The sequence below is a fragment of the Pseudomonas sp. FDAARGOS_380 genome (genome assembly GCF_002591235.1).
Taxonomy (GTDB): Bacteria; Pseudomonadota; Gammaproteobacteria; order Pseudomonadales; family Pseudomonadaceae; genus Aquipseudomonas; species Aquipseudomonas salmasensis.
Genome location: NZ_CP023969.1, coordinates 1,276,808 through 1,293,509, shown reverse-complemented (window position 1 = coordinate 1,293,509; position 16,702 = coordinate 1,276,808). Strand labels below are relative to the sequence as shown.

The following is a 16,702-nucleotide window of genomic DNA, read 5'->3' as shown; positions in this document are numbered from 1 at the left end:
ACGGTCTCAAGCTGCCTGTCGGGCCGTGACGAACGCCGCAAGGCTGGCCACGTTGGTGAAGTGATTGCGGGTGTCCTTGGCGTCGGCATCAATTTTGATGCCGTAGGTTTTCTGGATCGCCAGGCCCAATTCCAGGGCATCGACCGAATCCAGGCCCAGGCCTTCGCCAAACAGGGTCTGGTCGCTGCCAATATCCTCGGCGCTGATGTCTTCCAGGCCCAGGGCCTCGATGATCAGCAGCTTTATGTCGTGCTCAAGGCGGTGTTGGTCGCTCATCTTCGGCGAGCTCCTTAATGAAATAGTGATGCAGGTGATCGTTGAGCTTGCGTGAAGCCTGGGGCGCGGCGCCGAGCGCGGCGAACGCCTGTGGTTCTATATCGGCCCCCACGCGCAAACTGAAGTGAAATCGACGGTGGGGGATGCGATACCAGGGTTCGGCCTTGGTCAAGGTGGTGGGGCTGACCTTGATCACCACTGGCGTGATGATTGTCGCACCCCGCAGCGCAATGGCCGCGCCGCCGCGATGAAAGGCCGGCGCCGCGCCCGGTGTGGTGCGGGTGCCTTCGGGAAAGATGATCAGCGTTTGGCCGGCGCGCAGGGCGTCGGCTGCGGCATCGAGCATGTCGGCGCTGCCGTCGTTGCTGATGTAGCCGGCATCGCGCACCGGGCTGCGGGTGAACGGGTTCCGGAACAGGCTCTGCTTGACCACGCAGTTGGTCTGGCGCATCAGGCCGATCAGGAACACCACGTCGATCAGCGACGGGTGGTTGGCGACGATCATCTGGCCAGGGCGGCCAAGCTTTTCGGCACCCTCGACGCTGTAGGTGAGAATGCCCAGGCCCTTCATCAAGCGAATAAAAAACCAGAACAGGCAACTGATAGTGTGGCGTGCGCGCCGTTGATGCTGGCTGGCATCGCCCGGCAGGCAACTGAGCAGCGGAAACACCAGCAAACGCAGGCACAGCCCGCCGATGCCAAACAGGCAAAAACTGAGGGCCGTGGCGAACAGGCGCCAGTAATAGGCCTGCCGCGGCTTGTGGGTCAGGGCTTGCGTTGCCAGTTCCATACTCGGTTCTTCCAGGCATGTTGGCAGGCGCCCTGATCGGTCAGCAGGGTGCGCAGCAGGTTCAGGGCGTGGGGCCACTGGGTTTGAGTGAGTTGGACAGTGCCGGTGGTGAGTTCCAGTTGCCACTCGTCGCCCGGCGTCAGCAACAGGCCGAGGGCGTAGGGGAAGGGCACATCCGTGATCCAGCTGGCATAGGCTTGGGGCGGCTGTTCTTCGGTGATCACCAGCAACACGGCGGGGGCGCCTTCGTTGAGCAACGCGGCGGCTTCGAGCAGGCCGTGTTCGAGGCCATCGCCGGCGGCGGCGAGGGCGGTCATCTCGCTGGTTTCATTGCGCAGGATCGACCACAGGCCGATCACCGCGTTATGCACCGACAGGCTGAACTGAGTGGGCGACAGCGGCTGCTCGTTGGCCAGGTCGCTGAGGATGTCCAGGGTGCGCGGGGTTTCGCCGTGGCGGGAAATGAACACCAGCGGCAGGTCTTCCAGGCCCTCGGCCAGCGGCCAGCCGACGCTGAACGCCATGCGCGCCAGCCGGCTCAAGCGGCGGCGCTGCATAGCTGGCAAAAATGACACATCGGGGGACGCTTCGCTGACAGGCGGCAACACCGGGTTCCGGCACCAGGCGTGCCAGTCGTCCGCGCTCTCAAGGCCAGGAGCCCAGGCGCGCCATTGGGCGATGTTGAAGTTGATCACTGAGAAGTTATCCCGCCCCTGCGGGCTTCCATGTGCGGCCAGTGGCCCCGGATGCCGGGACAGGGAGCAATGGCCGAATGGCGCGCATTATCCCGGTGCCGTGGGGTTCTAGCAAATAGTGGTGAAAATTTGTTCACTATTGATCACAAATTAAGTTGGAAGAACTTACAGATTGTTGGTCATGGCTGATCGACCGTGGAATAGGCGCACTCCTATTTGTTTGTTAGCCAGATGCGGCGCCCGGATGAACGAGGTAGCTAATGGGCGCTTTTGCGCTCTACACTCGGGCATTCATTGATACACGGAGGTTTTTCCATGCGGCGCGTGGTGTTCAATCAAAAAGGCGGCGTGGGCAAGTCCAGCATCGCCTGCAACCTGGCGGCGGTCAGCGCCAGCGAAGGTTACCGAACCCTGTTGGTGGACCTCGATGCACAGGCCAACTCCACCCAGTACCTCACCGGGCTGACGGGTGACGACATCCCTATGGGGATCGCGGATTTTTTCAAGCAAACTTTGTCTACGGGGCCGTTTTCGAAGAAGAACAGGGTGGATATCTACGAAACGCCCTTCGACAACCTGCATGTGATCACCGCAACCCCGGAACTGGCTGACCTGCAGCCCAAGCTTGAGGCCAAGCACAAGATCAACAAGCTGCGAAAGCTGCTGGATGAATTGAGCGAGGATTACGACCGGATTTACCTGGATACGCCGCCAGCGCTGAATTTTTATGCGGTTTCGGCGCTGATTGCGGCTGATCGGGTGTTGATTCCCTTCGATTGCGACAGCTTTTCGCGCCAGGCGCTGTATGGCCTGCTGGCTGAGATCGAAGAGTTGAAGGATGACCATAACGAAGGCTTGGAAGTGGAAGGTATTGTGGTCAACCAGTTCCAGGCTCGTGCAAGTTTGCCGCAGCAGATTCTCGATGAGTTGATTGCCGAAGGGCTGCCGGTACTGCCGGTGTACCTGGCCAGCTCGGTGCGTATGCGTGAGTCGCACCAGGAGAGTAAGCCGCTGATTCATCTGGATCCGCGGCATAAGCTGACGCAGCAGTTTGTGGAGCTGCATAACCTGCTGGAAAACGCCTGACCTCGAGCACTGTGGGGGCCGGGCTTGCCCGTGACAGCCGACGTTGATCTAGCTGAGGCACCGCGATCCAAATGTAGGAGCTGGCTTGCCTGCGAAGACGGCCCAACAGCCGACACCTATCTCCCTGACACCCCGCGGTCAAACTGTGGGAGCGGGCTTGCTCGCGAAGGCGGCTTGGCAGTCAACATAGTTGGATTGTGTACATATCCATTGCTGCGGTAACGGCCACCTAGGGTTCCGCTCTGACAGCGGGTCACTTTTGGAAAAGAGCCCCAAAAGTAACCAAAAGGGCTCTTGCCCCACCACTCGGCACCTCGCTTAGGCTCGGTGTGCCCGTAATCCGCCAGTGATTTGGGGGGCCGCCGCCACGCGCCATCCATGGCGCGGGGCGGCTAAACCGGCATCCCTGCCGGTTTACCCCCCAAATCCCTGTCGAATTCCGGCCAGCGTGGTTTAACGGGGCGCCTGAGATCAAAAGCAAGATCAAGAGCGACTCGCTTCGCATCGTGTTGTGGGGGCTGCATTTCGGCAGGTGAGTTGGATTTGTCCCACAGGGTCTGTAGGACGGGTCTGGCAATTGGGCTTGTGCCTTGTAACCTTGCCTACAGCTACGCCAGAATCCGCCGGCTTGTGCGTCTGGATGGGCGTCTCTAAGGTTTGCCGGTCGCTGAATGTTCAGTGATCGGGTTTAGTAGCCCACTCAGACGAAAGCATGTGCACCGCTCCCAAAGCATGGCGTTTCTTGCCTATCTGATGGTGGCTGTGCGCAGGGCGCCTTAGGGTGCGCCGGGTTTTGCTTTCGTTCTACCGGTCTACTAACCTGCGTACAGCCACCGCCCCTTGTTTAGTAGCAAGCAGGCGATGGCCCCAGCAGAGAACGAAAATATGAATTTATTCACCGTTTCACCCAACCTCCCCACCGAAACCCTCGTGCTCAACAGCTACGAAACCTTCTCTTCGGTGCGCACCTTGCTGCTCAACCTGTCCAACGACCTCACCGGCGAACACCGCGACGTAGCGCTGGCCATCCACCAGTTAAGCGAATTGGGCGTCATGCTGGTCAGCCAGATGATGGACCGCGAAGCCCCGCTGACCTGAAGCTGAAATGCATTCAATGTGGGAGCTGGCTTGCCTGCGATGGCATCACCTCGGTGTACCAGGCAGACCGAGTCGCCTGCATCGCAGGCAAGCCAGCTCCCACATTGACCGAGTTGTTTGAGGGGGGCTGTTTACACCCCCTGGCTACGCAACCAGCTCATCAACTGCGGCAACGGGAATGCCCCGCTCTGGCGCGCTACTTCGCGGCCGTTCTTGAACAGGATCAAACTGGGAATCGAACGAATCCCCAGCTGCGCCGATAGTTGCTGGTTAGCTTCACTGTCCAGCTTCGCCAGCCGGCACTTGCCTTCCAACTGCCCGGCGGCTTGTTCGAATACCGGCGCAAACGACTTGCACGGCCCGCACCAGTCGGCCCACACATCGACCAAAAGCGGCAGGTCGCCCTTGATCTGGCTGGCATAGTCGCCCTGTTTCAAATCAAAGGGTTTGTTCAGCAACACCGGCTGCTTGCAACGCCCGCACTTGGGCGCGTCACCCAGGCGTTCGCCGGGGATGCGGTTGAGGCCGTTGCAATGTGGGCAGGGGATTACAAGAGTTTCGGACATCGGGGGCTCCAGGGTTTGGCCAGTTGGGTATTTGGTGTCGAGACAGAGGGTTATCAAGGATATAGATACTTATCCGCTCACATTTTCGTCCTCGCCAGCGTGAGCGGTGTGGCTAGGCTTTTTGTTGTGCGCCACCGGTCTGTTTGCGGCTATAGCAAATTGCGATAGTTCGAATTCAGGTTTAACCTCCATAGCAAGATGCGATAAGGACGTTGCATGCGAGTCATCAGTGAAAGCAGGATCTGGGAAGCAAAGGGAAAATGGCCGCGCTCGGCAACGGCTTTGGATCAGTGGTATCGCGTGATCAAGCGCAACGCCCCCAAGGACTTCGCTGCGATGAAAGCCATGTTTCCCGCCACGGACAAGGTGGGTGAATTTCATGTGTTTGATATTGGCGGTAACAAGCTGAGGTTGATTGCGTCGGTGCAGTATCGAATGCAGCGCGTTTATATCAAGCACCTGCTTGACCATCGCGATTATGAGAAGGGCAAATGGAAGGAAAAAATCAGATGAGCGCACTTATACACGTTGCGGCAGAGCACTGGCCGTTCGTTTCGCCTGTGCTGCGCAAGCCGGAAAGCGAGGCAGACTACGACGCACTGGTATGCGGTTTGGATGAGCTATTGAGCTTGGTGGGTGAAGACGAGGACAGCCCGCTGATGAGCCTGGTCGACATTCTGAGCGACTGGATCGAAGCTTATGATCGTGAGCATCGCCCAATGCCCGTCGCCAGCGGGGTCGATGTGCTGCGCTACATGATGCGCGAGCACAACCTCACCCAGAGTGACCTTCCTGGCGTTGGGGCGCAATCAGTTGTCTCGGAGATACTGAGCGGAAAACGCCAGCTCAACGTGCGCCAGATTCGTTGGCTGGCCGAGCGTTTCGGGGTGTCAGTGGAGACCTTTATCTAACAGGTCAAGACGAACAACTAATCTCCAAATGCTTGCCCCAATCCGGCGGCCGTTGCGCGTACTGCTCCATCCCCGCTTGTTCCTCAAACGGCCTGGTCAGCACTTCATGCAGCCGCCGCACTTCGCTGTAGTCGCCGGATTCGGCGGCGGCGATGGCGTTTTGGGCCAGGTAGTTGCGCAGGATGTAGAGCGGGTTGACCGCGTGCATGCGCTCACGGCGCTGTTCCTGGGTGTAATCCCCATCCCGCGTAACGCGGGCCTTGTATTGTTCGGCCCAGGCGTCGAACCCGGCCATGTCGACAAAGTCATCACGCAGTCGCGCCACGGCCAGTGCCGCGGATTCATCGCCCAGGCGTCGGAAGAACAGTGTGTAGTCCACGCCGCTGTTCTGCATCAGCTTGAGCAAGCGCTCCACCAACTGCTGGTCGGCGTCTTCGGCGGTGGTCAGGCCCAGGCGGCGGCGCATCAGGTCCAGGTAGTGCGCCTGGTACAGCGGCAGGTACAGGCCGAGGGCTTCTTTGAGTGCGTCAACACTGATGAACGGCGTGAGCGCTTGGGCCAGCGCGCTGAGGTTCCACTGCCCGATAGGCACCTGGTTGCTGAAGGAGTAGCGCCCTTCATGGTCGGAATGGTTGCAGATGAAGTGCGCGTCAAAATCATCCAGAAACGCGAAAGGCCCGAAGTCGAAGGTAATGCCCAGGATCGACATGTTGTCGGTGTTCATCACGCCGTGGCAAAAGCCATAGGCCTGCCATTTGGCGATCATTTCGGCGTTGCGTTCGACGATTTCGCGGAACATTGCCAGGTAGGGCTCGGGTTGCTCGCGGCACTCGGGGTAGTGCAGGTTCAGCACGTGTTCGGCCAGTTCGGCCTGCTGCTCGGGTTTTTTGGTGTAGTAGAAGTATTCGAAGTGCCCGAAGCGGATGTGGCTGTGGGCCAGGCGCAAAACCATGGCGCCGCGTTCCTGTTTCTCCCGCCATACCGGCGTGCTGGAGCCGATCACGCACAGGGCGCGGCTGGTGGGGATGCCCAGCGCATGCAGAGCCTCGGAGGCGAGGAATTCACGAATCGAAGAGCGCAACACCGCCCGCCCGTCGCCCATGCGTGAGTAAGGCGTCATCCCGGCGCCCTTGAGGTGCAAATCCCAATGCTCGCCGGCTTCGTTATAGACCTCGCCCAGCAATAATCCGCGGCCATCGCCCAACTGCGGGGTATAGCCGCCGAATTGATGCCCGGAATACACCATCGCCCGTGGTTCTGCCTCGGCCCACAGCTTGTGGCCGCCGAACAGCTCGGCAAATACCGGCGTTTGGGCCACGGCCGGGTCGAGGTCGAGCAGGGCCATGGCGGCCTTGCTCGCGACGACCAAGCTTGGCTCGTCGAGGGGCTCTGGTAGTACGTGGGTCGAGAATGCATCGCCCAGGCGTGCGAAGCGGTTGTCGAAGGTCAGTTCGTCGAGGGCTTTCACCGGCCATCTCCAGCAGAATGTCCGAGCATTCTGCTGTGGATAGGGCGTTTAGTCGAGTTTGCTGGGTGGCGGCTCCGGCGCATCCACTACTTTGCCTGCAGGAGGCTCGGGGGCGTCGGGCTTGTCGAGGGGCGTGGCAATGGTCTTGCGCTCGTCTTCGGCCGGCACCAATTTGTATTCCTGGCCGTGAAGGTTCTTCAGGTAGATCTCCATCTGCCGGAACGAGATGTTGATGTGCTGTTTCTTGAACTCACGGTTGATGTAGCGGTTGACCTCGTCCAGCACCGGGTTGCGGTCGCCCAGGTCGCGAACATGCATGCGCAGTTCGTGGTCGAGGGTGCTTTCGCCGAAGTTGAGGAAGTACACGTGGGGTTCCGGCTCTTTGAGTACCCGTGGGTTTTCGCGCGCCGCCTTGAGGAGCAATTCCTTCACCAGGTCCAGGTCGGAGCCGTAGTCCACGCCCAGTTTCAGGGTGACGCGGGTGATGGTGTCGGTCAGCGACCAGTTGATCAGTTGCCCGGTGATGAAGGTTTTGTTGGGGACGATGATGTCCTTGTTGTCGAAGTCGGTGATGGTGGTGGCGCGAATGCGGATCTTGCTCACCGTACCCGACAGGTTGCCGATGGTGATGGTGTCGCCAATGCGCACCGGGCGTTCGAACAAAATCATGATGCCGGAGATGAAGTTGGCGAAGATCTCCTGCATGCCGAAACCCAAGCCCACCGACAGCGCGGCGACCAGCCATTGCAGTTTGTCCCAGCTCACGCCGAGGGTGGAGAGCGTGGTGACAAAGCCCACGCCGGCAATGATGTAGGACAGCAAGGTGGTGGTGGCGTAGGCGCTGCCTTGGGCCAGGTCGAGCTTGGACAGCACCAGCACTTCCAGCAGGCCGGGCAGGTTGCGCGCCAGGGCGAAGGTGATGCCGATGATGATCGACGCGCCCAGCAGGTCGCCGATGCTGATGGGCACCATGCTGATATTCGTACCCGTGCCGCTGGTGTATTCGTACAGGGTGACGTTGTCCAGGTAGGAAAATACCGAGATCAGGTCCGACCACACCCAGTACAGCGCCGCGATAAAGCCGCCGAGCAAGGCCAGGCGGATCAGGCGCATGGACTGTTCGTTGACCTGCTCGATGTCCAGAGTCGGCTCTTCGATCACCGCTTCGCCGTCACCGGCCTCCTTGGCAGCCTGGCGTTTGGCCAGGGCGCGGGCGTAGGCCAGGCGCCGTGCGGCAACACCCAGGCCGCGTACAAAGGTGGCCTCGATCACCAGCCAGAACATCAGCAGGTACAGGGTGTTGATCAGCCGGTCGCTGAGTTTCAGCGCGGTGTAGTAGTAGCCAAAGCACACGGCAATAAACAGCGCGATGGGCAGGGCGGTGAACACCACGCCGATCGCTTTGCGAAACAGTGAGGCCTTTTCGTGGGTTGGGCTGTTCAGCAGCAGGCGGCCCAGCAACCAGGCCATCAGCCCGTAGCAGGTCAGTACCACGGCGATACCCAGTACGTCGTCGGCCAGCGCCGCCGGTTGATGTTCGGCAATTGCGACCACGGCCACCAGCGCCAGTACCACCAGCCCGAGCTTGCGTATCCAGCCTTGGAGGAATTCGACCTGGGGCCTTTCCCAGCGAAAGTGCAGCTCCGCCACGCCGCCCGGCGCGAGGATGCGGTAGGCGGTGTAGAACACCAGCCAGGCCTGGGCGATCTGCAACAAGGCCGCGCCCAGGTTGGCGTTCTGCCCGCGGGCGTCGATCTGCAACGCATAGCCGCACAGCGCCAGGCCCAGGGCCACGGGCATCGCCAGCAGGATGTTGATCAGGATGGCCTGCGGCGTGTGCCACTGGCTGTCGCGCTTGAAGTGGCCGATGTCCTGGTGAACCTTTTTCAGGCGCACATACAGCGCATTGCGCCGCCACAACAGCGCGCCAATCAGCAACAGCAACGGCAGGAACAGCAGCGGGCGTTGGGTCAGGCCGTCATACAACTCGCTGACGCTGGACGCCCAGGGCAGGGTGGTGACCTGCTTGCTCAGGTGCGCCGGCACGGTTTCCAGCCATTCGGTGTCCAGCGGCTTGTTGCTGGGGATCCAGAACATTTGCTCGTCGAGCGTGGCGCGCAGGGTGCTGGCGGTGCTGAGCAGTTGTTTCTGGTTCAGTTGCAGGGTGATGGATTCGTTGAGCAGTGCGCTCAGTTCGCGGCTCAGGCGTTCCAGCAGGTCGCTGCGGGTGATCGCCACTTCCAGCAGGGTGCGGCGCAGTTGCGGGGTGACTTCATCTGGCGGCTGGTTGGCCAGCAGGTTGTCCACATAGGCGCTGGGGGAGGTGATCAGCTCACGCTGTTGGTTGACCTCGAACTGGTACAGGCGAATGTTGGCGATGTCGTCGGCCAGGTCTTTGTCCACGGTCAGACGCGGCAGGGCCTGCTTTTGTTTATAGAGAATCTTGGACAGCAGCAGGCTGCCCTTGAGCACGTTGATCTGCTCGTCCAGGGCCGAATCGCTTTGGGTCACGGTGTCCAGTTGCTGCTTGGTTTGCAGGTTTTTCTGGGTCAGGTCGTTGAGGCGGTCGGTGCTTTTGAGCAGGTAGTCGGACAGCTTGAGGTTGTCTGCGCTTTCCTTGGCCAGGATGCTACTGCCACCGGCTTTCTGCGCTTCGATGGACTGTTGGGTCACCGTCTGCTGGGACTGGGCCAGGCGTTTCTGGTTGATCAGGGTTTGCAAGTCTTGGATTTCTTGCTCCAGGCGTGCGGTTTTTTCCTGGATCAGGTCGTGCTGGCTGTTGCCCAAATCTTGCAGCTGGCTGTTGCCGGCCAATTCCTGGCGGCGCAGGGGAATCAAGGCATTCAGGGCCGCCAGTTCAGCGTTGAGCTGGTTGCGCTGGTCGCTGCTGAGGGGCTTGCCGTTGTCTTTGCCGAGCTTGAGCGTCGCGTTGATTTGCTGGATGCGCGTCTGGCTGCTGCTGATTTCGGTCTGGGCGCGCTCGGGGCGGGTCTGGGCGGCGATGGTCAGGCTGTTGGCGTCGGCCAGTTCTTTTTGCAGGTCGCCTTGCTGGGTGCTGCGTTGCACCAATAACTGCTCAAGCTGCGGCACCGGCAGGCTGGCGTAGCGTTGGGCCACCGGGATGATTTTGGTGGCCTTGAGGCGCGCCAGCTCACGCTGGTTCTCATTGGTCTGGCGCGGGGCCTCTTCCAGCTGGCGCTTGAGGTCGGCCAGGCGCTGCTCGTAGTCCTGCTGATTGCCCAGGTAGGTCAGGGTCTGTTGCAGGGTCGCCTGCAGCGCCTTCATGTCGGCGTCAGGCAGCTTGCGGTCGGGCAGTTTATCCAGGCTTTGCTGGACGGCTTCGGCGCTGGGCGGGTCGGCGGCGTATACGCTGCCAACACAAAGGGTCAGGCCCAGCAGGGCAGTGGCGAGAAAAGTACGCAGGGTTGGCATAGAGACCGGTCTTGCAGAGTGAAGAATCGGGGCGTCGTTGTCCCGCAGTTTAGAGGAAGAGTCCGGGGCCCGGGCGACTTCCTTCGGGGAATCTGACGCCGACTTTGCCAATCTTGTTCCCGTCCATGACGGCGACGGTCCAGATGGTGTTGTTCCATTCCACCTGGTCGCCGACTACCGGTGCACCGCCCACCTTCTGGGTAATGAAGCGGCTCAATGGCATGTCCGGGTCGATACCTTCAAGCTTGAGCCCGTACAAGGCCGAAACCGCGCCCAGCTGGGCGTCGCCTTCGAGTACGAAGTCACCGAAGAAGCGCAAATCGAGGCCCCGTTGCGGCGCCTGGCTGAACAGTTTGCCCAGGGCCGGCAGGTTGTGTTCGTGGCCGATCACACAGAGCAAATCGCCAACTTCCAGCACCGTACTACCCGACGGATGGAGCAGTTGCTGGCCACGAAACAGCGCGGCGATGCGCGTGCCTTCGGGCATTTTCAGCTCGCGCAGCGCCGCGCCGATGCACCATTTTTCCGCGCCCAGGCGGTAGACGAACAACTCCCACTCGCTGGTAACGTGCACTTCCAGAGCCGCCCGGGAGATCGGCGCCGGGTCTGGCGGTACGGTGACTTTGAGCAGCTTGGCCACCCACGGCAGGCTGGTGCCCTGCACCAACAGCGAGACCAGCACGATAAAGAATGCCAGGTTGAAGTACAGCTGCGCATGGGGCAGGCCGGCCATCAGCGGGAACACCGCGAGGATGATCGGTACCGCGCCGCGCAGGCCGACCCAGGCGATAAAGGCTTTTTCGCGCCCGTGGAACGCCTTGAATGGCAGCAGGCCAACCATCACCGACAGCGGCCGGGCAAACAGGATCATCCACAGCGCCAGGCCCAGGGCGGGCACGGCGATGGGCAACAGGTCATGGGGCGTGACCAGCAGGCCCAGCACCAAGAACATCCCGATCTGCGCCAGCCAGGCCATGCCGTCGAGCATATGCAAAATGCCATGGCGGCTGCGCACCGGGCGGTTGCCGATCACCAGCCCGCACAGGTACACGGCGAGGAAGCCGCTGCCGTGCAAGGCGTTGGTCAGGGCGAATACGAACAGGCCACCGGCGATCACCAGGATCGGGTACAGGCCGTTGGCCAGGTTGATACGGTTGACCAGTTGCAGCATCAGCCAGCCGCCGCCCAGGCCTACCAGGCCGCCGATGCCGAATTCGCGGATCAGGTGGGTGAGCAGGCTCCAGTGCAGGCCGGTCTGGCCGCTGGCGAGCATGTCGATCAAGGTGACGGTGAGGAACACCGCCATCGGGTCGTTGCTGCCGGATTCGATTTCCAGGCTGGCGCTGACCCGCTCGTTGAGGCCCTTGCCGCCCAGCAGCGAGAACACCGCCGCGGCGTCCGTGGAGCCGACGATGGCGCCAATCAGCAAGCCTTGAATGATGTTGAGGTTAAACAGCCAGGCCGCGGCCATGCCCGTGAGGCCGGTGGTAATCAACACCCCCACCGTGGCCAGAGACAAGGCCGGCCACAGCGCCACGCGGAAACTCGCCACCCGGGTGCGCAAACCGCCGTCGAGCAGGATCACGGCGAGGGCGAGGTTGCCCACCAGATAGGCGGTGGGGTAGTTATCGAAAATGATGCCACCGCCGTCGACCCCGGCGGTCATGCCCACGGCCAGGATAATCACCAGAATGGGGATACCCAGGCGTGACGAAAGCGAACTCACCAGAATGCTCGCAGTCACCAGCAACGCGCCGATCAAGAACAGGCTGTTGATGGTCGTCGCATTCAAAGGCAGTACTCCAGGGCAGGGGGGGACAGGACGCAAACTGACCATGCAGTCTGCGTGCCAGGGATTCTAACCTGTTGAATTGCTGCGCTGTCAAAAAGCTTTTTCTGATTCGCGCACAGGCAAATGTGGCAGAGGGCTTGCCTCTGTAGGAGCGAGCTTGCTCGCGAAAAACTCCCAGGCGCCACGTTCATTCAGCAAGCGCGCGTTATCGTTGGCGTTTTTCGCGAGCAAGCTCGCTCCTACAAGGGTGGGGCGGGTTTTAGGGTTAGAGGCGGAAGCGGCCGACCATCCCATTCAAGTCCACCGCCAAGCGCGACAACTCCCCGCTCGCCGCACTGGTCTGGCTGGCGCCCGTGGCCGATTGCACCGACAGGTCACGGATGTTCACCAGGTTGCGGTCCACTTCACGTGCCACCTGGGCCTGTTCTTCCGCCGCGCTGGCGATCACCAGGTTGCGCTCGTTGATCTCCACAATCGCCGTGTTGATGGTGTCCAGCGACAGGCCCGCGCCGCGGGCGATGTTAAGTGTCGATTCGGCGCGCTCGGTGCTGTTGCGCATCGAATCTACCGCGTGTTCGGTGCCTGTCTGGATGCTGCCGATCATGCGCTCGATTTCGCTGGTGGACTGCTGGGTGCGATGGGCCAGCGCCCGCACTTCATCGGCCACCACGGCGAAACCACGCCCGGCTTCCCCAGCTCGGGCTGCTTCAATTGCGGCGTTCAGGGCCAGCAGGTTGGTCTGGTCGGCCAGGCCGCGGATCACGTCCAGCACTTTGCCAATATCCCGCGACTCATTGGCCAGGTCGCCAATCAGGGAAGCGGTGGCCTGCACGTCGGTACTCATGCGTTCGATGGCGCTGACAGTTTCCTGCACCAGGTCGCGGCCGTCACCGGCAGACGTAGTGGCGTTGCGCGAGGCTTCGGACGTGCTCACCGCATTGCGTGCGACTTCTTCCACCGCGCTGGTCATCTCGTTGACGGCAGTGGCGGCCTGTTCGATTTCGTTGTTCTGCTGGGTCAGGCCACGGGCGCTTTCATCGGTGACCGCATTGAGCTCTTCAGCGGCAGACGCCAGCTGGGTGGCGGAGCCGGCGATACGTTGCAGGGTGTCGCGCAGTTTGTGCTGCATCTTGGCCATGGCCGCGAGCAGGCGCCCGGCTTCGTCGCTGCCGTCCACGGTGATCGGGCGCGTCAGGTTGCCTTCGGCGACTTCTTCGGCGGCTTCCAGCGCCTGGGCGATGGGCAGGGTGATGCTGCGGGTCAGCAACCAGGCGAACAGCAAGGTCAGCGCCGTGGCAACCACCAGCAGGCCTACCACCAGGTCAAAGGCCATGTCGTATTGGTCTTTGGCGCGCTGGTTGGTGGCGTTGGCGTCGTCGTTATTGATATCCAGCAAGCGGGTCAACACGGCGTTGACCTGCTCGGAGTTGTCCAGCAACTCGGTGTTGAGCAGGGTGCGCAGCTCGTTGACCTGATTGGCGCGAGACAGGCTCTTCATGCGCTCTTCAATCTGGCGGTACTGGCCCAGCAAGCGCACGTACTCGTTGTAGGCGTTGCGCTCTTCGGTGCTGGAAATCAGTTTTTCATAGATGCCCTGGGCTGTACGAATCTGCTGATTGCGCAGTTCAAAGGCTTCTAGGGTCTTTTGCTGTACGTCCGGCTCGCGGTTGGTCAGCAAGCGGTACGACAGCACGCGCAGGCGCAAGGTGAGTTGGGTGAATTCATCCAAGGCGCGAATGCTGGGCACGCTGGCCGAGGTGATGTCTTCGGTGGCTGCACGAATTTTGCTCATCTGGTTCAGGGCGAACACACCGAGCAACAACATCAAGGCGCCAATAAACGCGAAGCCGAGGAAGGCCCTCGGGGCGATATTCATATTACGAAGAGACATGCTGGAGTCCTGGGGGAGGCGCTATCCATGCGGCCATGAGACGAGGTGTGCCCGCCTTATCGGCCCTGCGACTAAAGTCTTAAGGGGGCGCGCGCTTTTGTCGCATCGGACCAGGGGTTGGGTGAGTTCAGGAACCAGATCGGGTAAATGCAGTCACTAAGGCTCGAACGTGCGGCCCGGCCTTGCAACATCGGGCTGCGCGGCCAGGGATAACCCTGGCATCCGAGGTGAATTTTCTTTATCGTCACCGCCCTTTTTAAACGCCCGAGAAATCAAAATGTTAGAAGCATCCCTCAGCCAATTGGAACAACTGGTCAGCGACCTCGTACAGCAGAATCAAGAACTGCTGGGCAGCAACGAATCCCTCAAGGCCGAGCTGGCCCGCGCCAAGGACGAAAACGAAAGCCTGCAACTGAACCTGATGGAACAGGAAGAAAAGCACGGCGCCACCGCCGCCCGCATCCAGGCGCTGGTTGAGCGTGTGAGTGCAGGGCCTGTCAGCGCATGAGTGAGGGCATAAAGGTCGTTTCGATTCTCGGAGAGGATTACTCGATCAAGGCACCGGCCGGCGAAGATCAGACCCTGATGCATGCCGTGACCATGCTCAAGGCCTCCCTGGCCGTTACCAAGAAAAAGTACCCGACCCTGATCGGTGACAAGCTATTGGTATTGGCCGCGCTGAACCTGTGCGCCGAGCAGATTGAAATGCAACAGGCGCACCAGCAGGAACTCGACCGTTACCAAGAGCAAGTCAGCGCCACGGTCGATGTGATCTCCAAGGTGATTGGTCAGCCCTGAGGGCTAGAACCATTCGTCTTGCATGCCCAGGCACGTATCGTCGCGTGCCTCCAGAATCGCCAGTTCATGATGGCAGCTCGGTACTTCCCAGGTCAGGAAGTACCGGGCGGCCTGGAGCTTGCCCTTATAAAAGGCCGCATCGGCCGCGTTGCCCTTGGCCAGCCCTTCTTCGGCGCGGATCGCCTGTTCCAGCCAGCGCCAGCCAATCACCGTGTGCCCGAACACTTTCAAGTACAGCGCCGAGTTCGCCAGGCTGCTGTTGACCTTGCCTTGGGCGAGATCGGTGAGCAGGCCAATCGTGACGCTTTGCAGCCGGTTTACCAGTTGCTCCAGGGGCTCTCGCAATGCCGTGAGTGAAGGGTGCTTTTGCGCCCGGGCTCCGGTTTCGGCGATCAGGCGAATCAGTTGCTTCAAGCCGGCACCACCGTTCTGCGCCAATTTGCGCCCGAGCAGGTCCAGGGACTGGATGCCGTGGGTGCCTTCATGGATGGGGTTCAGGCGGTTGTCGCGGTAGTACTGCTCCACCGGGTATTCGCGGGTGTAGCCGTGGCCGCCGAGAATCTGGATCGCCAACTCGTTGGCCTTGAGGCAGAACTCTGACGGCCAGGATTTGACGATGGGCGTGAGCAGGTCCAGCAGTTCGTGGGCGTGCTTGCGCTCGGTGTCGGTTGCCAGGGTGGTGGTGTCGTCGAACAGCCGCGCCGCGTACAGGCCGAGGTCAAAGGCGCCTTCCACATAGGCTTTCTGGGTCAGCAGCATGCGCTTGATGTCGGCGTGCTGGATGATCGCCACCGGTGCGGTGCTTGGGTCTTTGCTATCGGGCAGGCGCCCCTGGGGCCGTTCGCGGGCGTAGTCCAGGGAATAAAGGTAGCCGGCGTAACCGAGCATCACCGCGCCCATGCCCACGCCGATGCGCGCCTCGTTCATCATCTGGAACATGCAGCTCAGGCCCTGGTGCGGTTTGCCCACCAGATAGCCGACGCAGTTGCCGTTATCGCCGAAGTTAAGCGCCGTGGACGTGGTGCCGCGCCAGCCCATCTTGTGGAACAGCCCCGCCAGCAGCACATCGTTGCGAGCGCCCAGGCTGCCGTCATCGTTGACCAGGAACTTGGGCACGATAAACAGCGAAATGCCCTTCACCCCCGCACGCGCATCCGGCAACTTGGCCAGCACCATGTGCACGATGTTTTCCGACAGCGAATGGTCGCCACCGGAGATAAAGATCTTGTTGCCCTTGAGCCGATAACTGCCGTCAGCCGCTGGTTCTGCACGGGTACGAATATCCGACAGGGACGAACCGGCATGGGGCTCGGTCAGGGCCATGGTGCCGAAGAAGCGCCCGTCGATCATTGGCTGCAGGAAGCGTTGTTTCTGCTCCTCGGTGCCGAAGCTCTCAATGAGGTTGGCGGCGCCCATGGTCAGGAACGGGTAGGACGTCGACGCGGCGTTGGCCGATTGGAAATGCGCGAAGCAGGCCTGGGACAATAGCGTCGGCAGTTGCATACCACCTGCTTCAAAGCTGCGGGCTGCGTTGAGGAAGCCGGCTTCAAGGAAGGCGTCCACCGCCGGCTTGACCTCCGGAATCAGGATCGCCTGGCCGTTCTCATAGCGCGGTTCGTTTTCGTCGTTCTTGCGGTTGTGCGGGGCGAAGTATTTTTCTGCGATGGTGCGGGCCGTGCTGATGGCGGCATCGAAGGTTTCGCGGTTGTGCTCGGCAAACCGCTCGCGCTGGGTCAGGCCCTCGGCATCGAGGACTTCATACAGCTCGAAAGCCAGATTGCGGGAACTGAGCAGCGTCTCGGACATGGCGGCGTACCTTGGAAGGAATTGGCCTGAGTCTAAGTGCGCGAATGGAGGGTGGATAGCAAGATTGATTTAAGTGATAGAAGGGCAGAACGC

The 16,702-nt window shown here is 61.0% G+C and carries 14 protein-coding genes and 2 pseudogenes; 6 read left to right on the top strand and 10 right to left on the bottom strand.

The window, feature by feature from the left end; translation table 11 throughout:
- Positions 1-6 precede the first annotated feature (6 nt).
- Genes CRN80_RS06195 through CRN80_RS06185 form a run of 3 tightly spaced genes read right to left on the bottom strand, consistent with a single transcriptional unit; the run spans position 7 to position 1,761 of the window.
- Positions 7-276: a phosphopantetheine-binding protein gene (locus CRN80_RS06195; RefSeq protein WP_032893919.1), complete on the bottom strand. Its 270-nt coding sequence runs from the start codon at positions 274-276 to the stop codon at positions 7-9.
- On the bottom strand, positions 254-1,066 hold the full coding sequence (locus tag CRN80_RS06190) for a 1-acyl-sn-glycerol-3-phosphate acyltransferase (protein WP_032893918.1): 813 nt from the start codon (positions 1,064-1,066) through the stop codon (positions 254-256). The genes CRN80_RS06195 and CRN80_RS06190 overlap by 23 nt, the downstream gene beginning before the upstream one ends.
- Positions 1,042-1,761 (bottom strand): beta-ketoacyl synthase chain length factor, encoded by a 720-nt coding sequence (locus tag CRN80_RS06185; protein ID WP_098949761.1) that lies wholly within the window; start codon positions 1,759-1,761, stop codon positions 1,042-1,044. Before CRN80_RS06185 ends, CRN80_RS06190 begins: the two co-directional genes overlap by 25 nt.
- A 315-nt stretch (positions 1,762-2,076) precedes the next feature.
- On the opposite strand from CRN80_RS06185, the gene CRN80_RS06180 reads away from it, so the two are divergent.
- Together CRN80_RS06180 and CRN80_RS06170 are read left to right on the top strand one after the other, a co-directional pair.
- Complete coding sequence (locus CRN80_RS06180) at positions 2,077-2,847, top strand: ParA family protein (protein ID WP_003187956.1); 771 nt, start codon at positions 2,077-2,079, stop codon at positions 2,845-2,847.
- 885 nt (positions 2,848-3,732) lie between these two features.
- On the top strand, positions 3,733-3,945 hold the full coding sequence (locus tag CRN80_RS06170) for a DUF6124 family protein (RefSeq protein ID WP_032893916.1): 213 nt from the start codon (positions 3,733-3,735) through the stop codon (positions 3,943-3,945).
- 131 nt (positions 3,946-4,076) lie between these two features.
- Here the strand turns inward: CRN80_RS06170 and trxC are convergent, their stop codons facing one another.
- Entirely contained in the window at positions 4,077-4,511 is a 435-nt protein-coding gene (gene trxC / locus CRN80_RS06165; protein WP_098949759.1) for a thioredoxin TrxC, read from the bottom strand.
- A gap of 216 nt (positions 4,512-4,727) precedes the next feature.
- On the opposite strand from trxC, the gene CRN80_RS06160 reads away from it, so the two are divergent.
- Both CRN80_RS06160 and CRN80_RS06155 read left to right on the top strand, forming a co-directional pair.
- Positions 4,728-5,024, top strand: coding sequence for a type II toxin-antitoxin system HigB family toxin (locus CRN80_RS06160; protein ID WP_078466507.1), 297 nt, complete (start codon positions 4,728-4,730; stop codon positions 5,022-5,024).
- Positions 5,021-5,422 (top strand): type II toxin-antitoxin system HigA family antitoxin, encoded by a 402-nt coding sequence (locus tag CRN80_RS06155; protein WP_078466506.1) that lies wholly within the window; start codon positions 5,021-5,023, stop codon positions 5,420-5,422. Before CRN80_RS06160 ends, CRN80_RS06155 begins: the two co-directional genes overlap by 4 nt.
- 4 nt (positions 5,423-5,426) lie before the next feature.
- Here CRN80_RS06155 and selO read toward each other — a convergent pair whose 3' ends face one another.
- The 5 genes and pseudogenes from selO to CRN80_RS32065 all read right to left on the bottom strand — a co-directional run.
- Positions 5,427-6,890 carry a protein adenylyltransferase SelO gene (gene selO, locus CRN80_RS06150; RefSeq protein WP_098949758.1) on the bottom strand — a complete coding sequence of 488 codons (1,464 nt, stop codon included), beginning with the start codon at positions 6,888-6,890 and terminating at the stop codon, positions 5,427-5,429.
- Between the two features lie 48 nt (positions 6,891-6,938).
- Positions 6,939-10,322, bottom strand: coding sequence for a mechanosensitive channel MscK (gene mscK / locus CRN80_RS06145; RefSeq protein WP_032893912.1), 3,384 nt, complete (start codon positions 10,320-10,322; stop codon positions 6,939-6,941).
- A 49-nt stretch (positions 10,323-10,371) separates the two neighbouring features.
- Positions 10,372-12,114: a potassium/proton antiporter gene (locus CRN80_RS06140; RefSeq protein WP_003187967.1), complete on the bottom strand. Its 1,743-nt coding sequence runs from the start codon at positions 12,112-12,114 to the stop codon at positions 10,372-10,374.
- A gap of 265 nt (positions 12,115-12,379) precedes the next feature.
- Positions 12,380-12,979 (bottom strand): annotated as a pseudogene (locus tag CRN80_RS32070) (methyl-accepting chemotaxis protein); the annotation flags it as partial.
- 303 nt (positions 12,980-13,282) lie between these two features.
- Positions 13,283-13,939: pseudogene (locus CRN80_RS32065) on the bottom strand (MCP four helix bundle domain-containing protein); the annotation flags it as partial.
- A 343-nt stretch (positions 13,940-14,282) separates the two neighbouring features.
- Here CRN80_RS32065 and CRN80_RS06130 point away from each other — a divergent pair.
- Positions 14,283-14,513: a hypothetical protein gene (locus CRN80_RS06130; protein ID WP_044270846.1), complete on the top strand. Its 231-nt coding sequence runs from the start codon at positions 14,283-14,285 to the stop codon at positions 14,511-14,513.
- A complete protein-coding gene (locus tag CRN80_RS06125; RefSeq protein WP_003187971.1) occupies positions 14,510-14,803 on the top strand; it encodes a cell division protein ZapA in 294 nt (97 codons plus the stop codon). Before CRN80_RS06130 ends, CRN80_RS06125 begins: the two co-directional genes overlap by 4 nt.
- A gap of 3 nt (positions 14,804-14,806) precedes the next feature.
- Here CRN80_RS06125 and CRN80_RS06120 read toward each other — a convergent pair whose 3' ends face one another.
- A complete protein-coding gene (locus CRN80_RS06120) occupies positions 14,807-16,609 on the bottom strand; it encodes an acyl-CoA dehydrogenase (protein ID WP_098949756.1) in 1,803 nt (600 codons plus the stop codon).
- Positions 16,610-16,702 lie beyond the last annotated feature (93 nt).

Excerpts from the sequence above, each read along its gene's own strand:
- CRN80_RS06180 (WP_003187956.1), top strand. The coding sequence starts at position 2,077 with ATGCGGCGCGTGGTGTTCAATCAAAAAGGCGGCGTGGGCAAGTCCAGC.
- CRN80_RS06125 (WP_003187971.1), top strand. The coding sequence starts at position 14,510 with ATGAGTGAGGGCATAAAGGTCGTTTCGATTCTCGGAGAGGATTACTCG.
- CRN80_RS06155 (WP_078466506.1), top strand. The coding sequence starts at position 5,021 with ATGAGCGCACTTATACACGTTGCGGCAGAGCACTGGCCGTTCGTTTCG.
- trxC (WP_098949759.1), bottom strand. The coding sequence starts at position 4,511 with ATGTCCGAAACTCTTGTAATCCCCTGCCCACATTGCAACGGCCTCAAC.
- CRN80_RS06190 (WP_032893918.1), bottom strand. The coding sequence starts at position 1,066 with ATGGAACTGGCAACGCAAGCCCTGACCCACAAGCCGCGGCAGGCCTAT.
- CRN80_RS06195 (WP_032893919.1), bottom strand. The coding sequence starts at position 276 with ATGAGCGACCAACACCGCCTTGAGCACGACATAAAGCTGCTGATCATC.
- CRN80_RS06170 (WP_032893916.1), top strand. The coding sequence starts at position 3,733 with ATGAATTTATTCACCGTTTCACCCAACCTCCCCACCGAAACCCTCGTG.
- CRN80_RS06120 (WP_098949756.1), bottom strand. The coding sequence starts at position 16,609 with ATGTCCGAGACGCTGCTCAGTTCCCGCAATCTGGCTTTCGAGCTGTAT.
- mscK (WP_032893912.1), bottom strand. The coding sequence starts at position 10,322 with ATGCCAACCCTGCGTACTTTTCTCGCCACTGCCCTGCTGGGCCTGACC.
- CRN80_RS06130 (WP_044270846.1), top strand. The coding sequence starts at position 14,283 with ATGTTAGAAGCATCCCTCAGCCAATTGGAACAACTGGTCAGCGACCTC.
- CRN80_RS06160 (WP_078466507.1), top strand. The coding sequence starts at position 4,728 with ATGCGAGTCATCAGTGAAAGCAGGATCTGGGAAGCAAAGGGAAAATGG.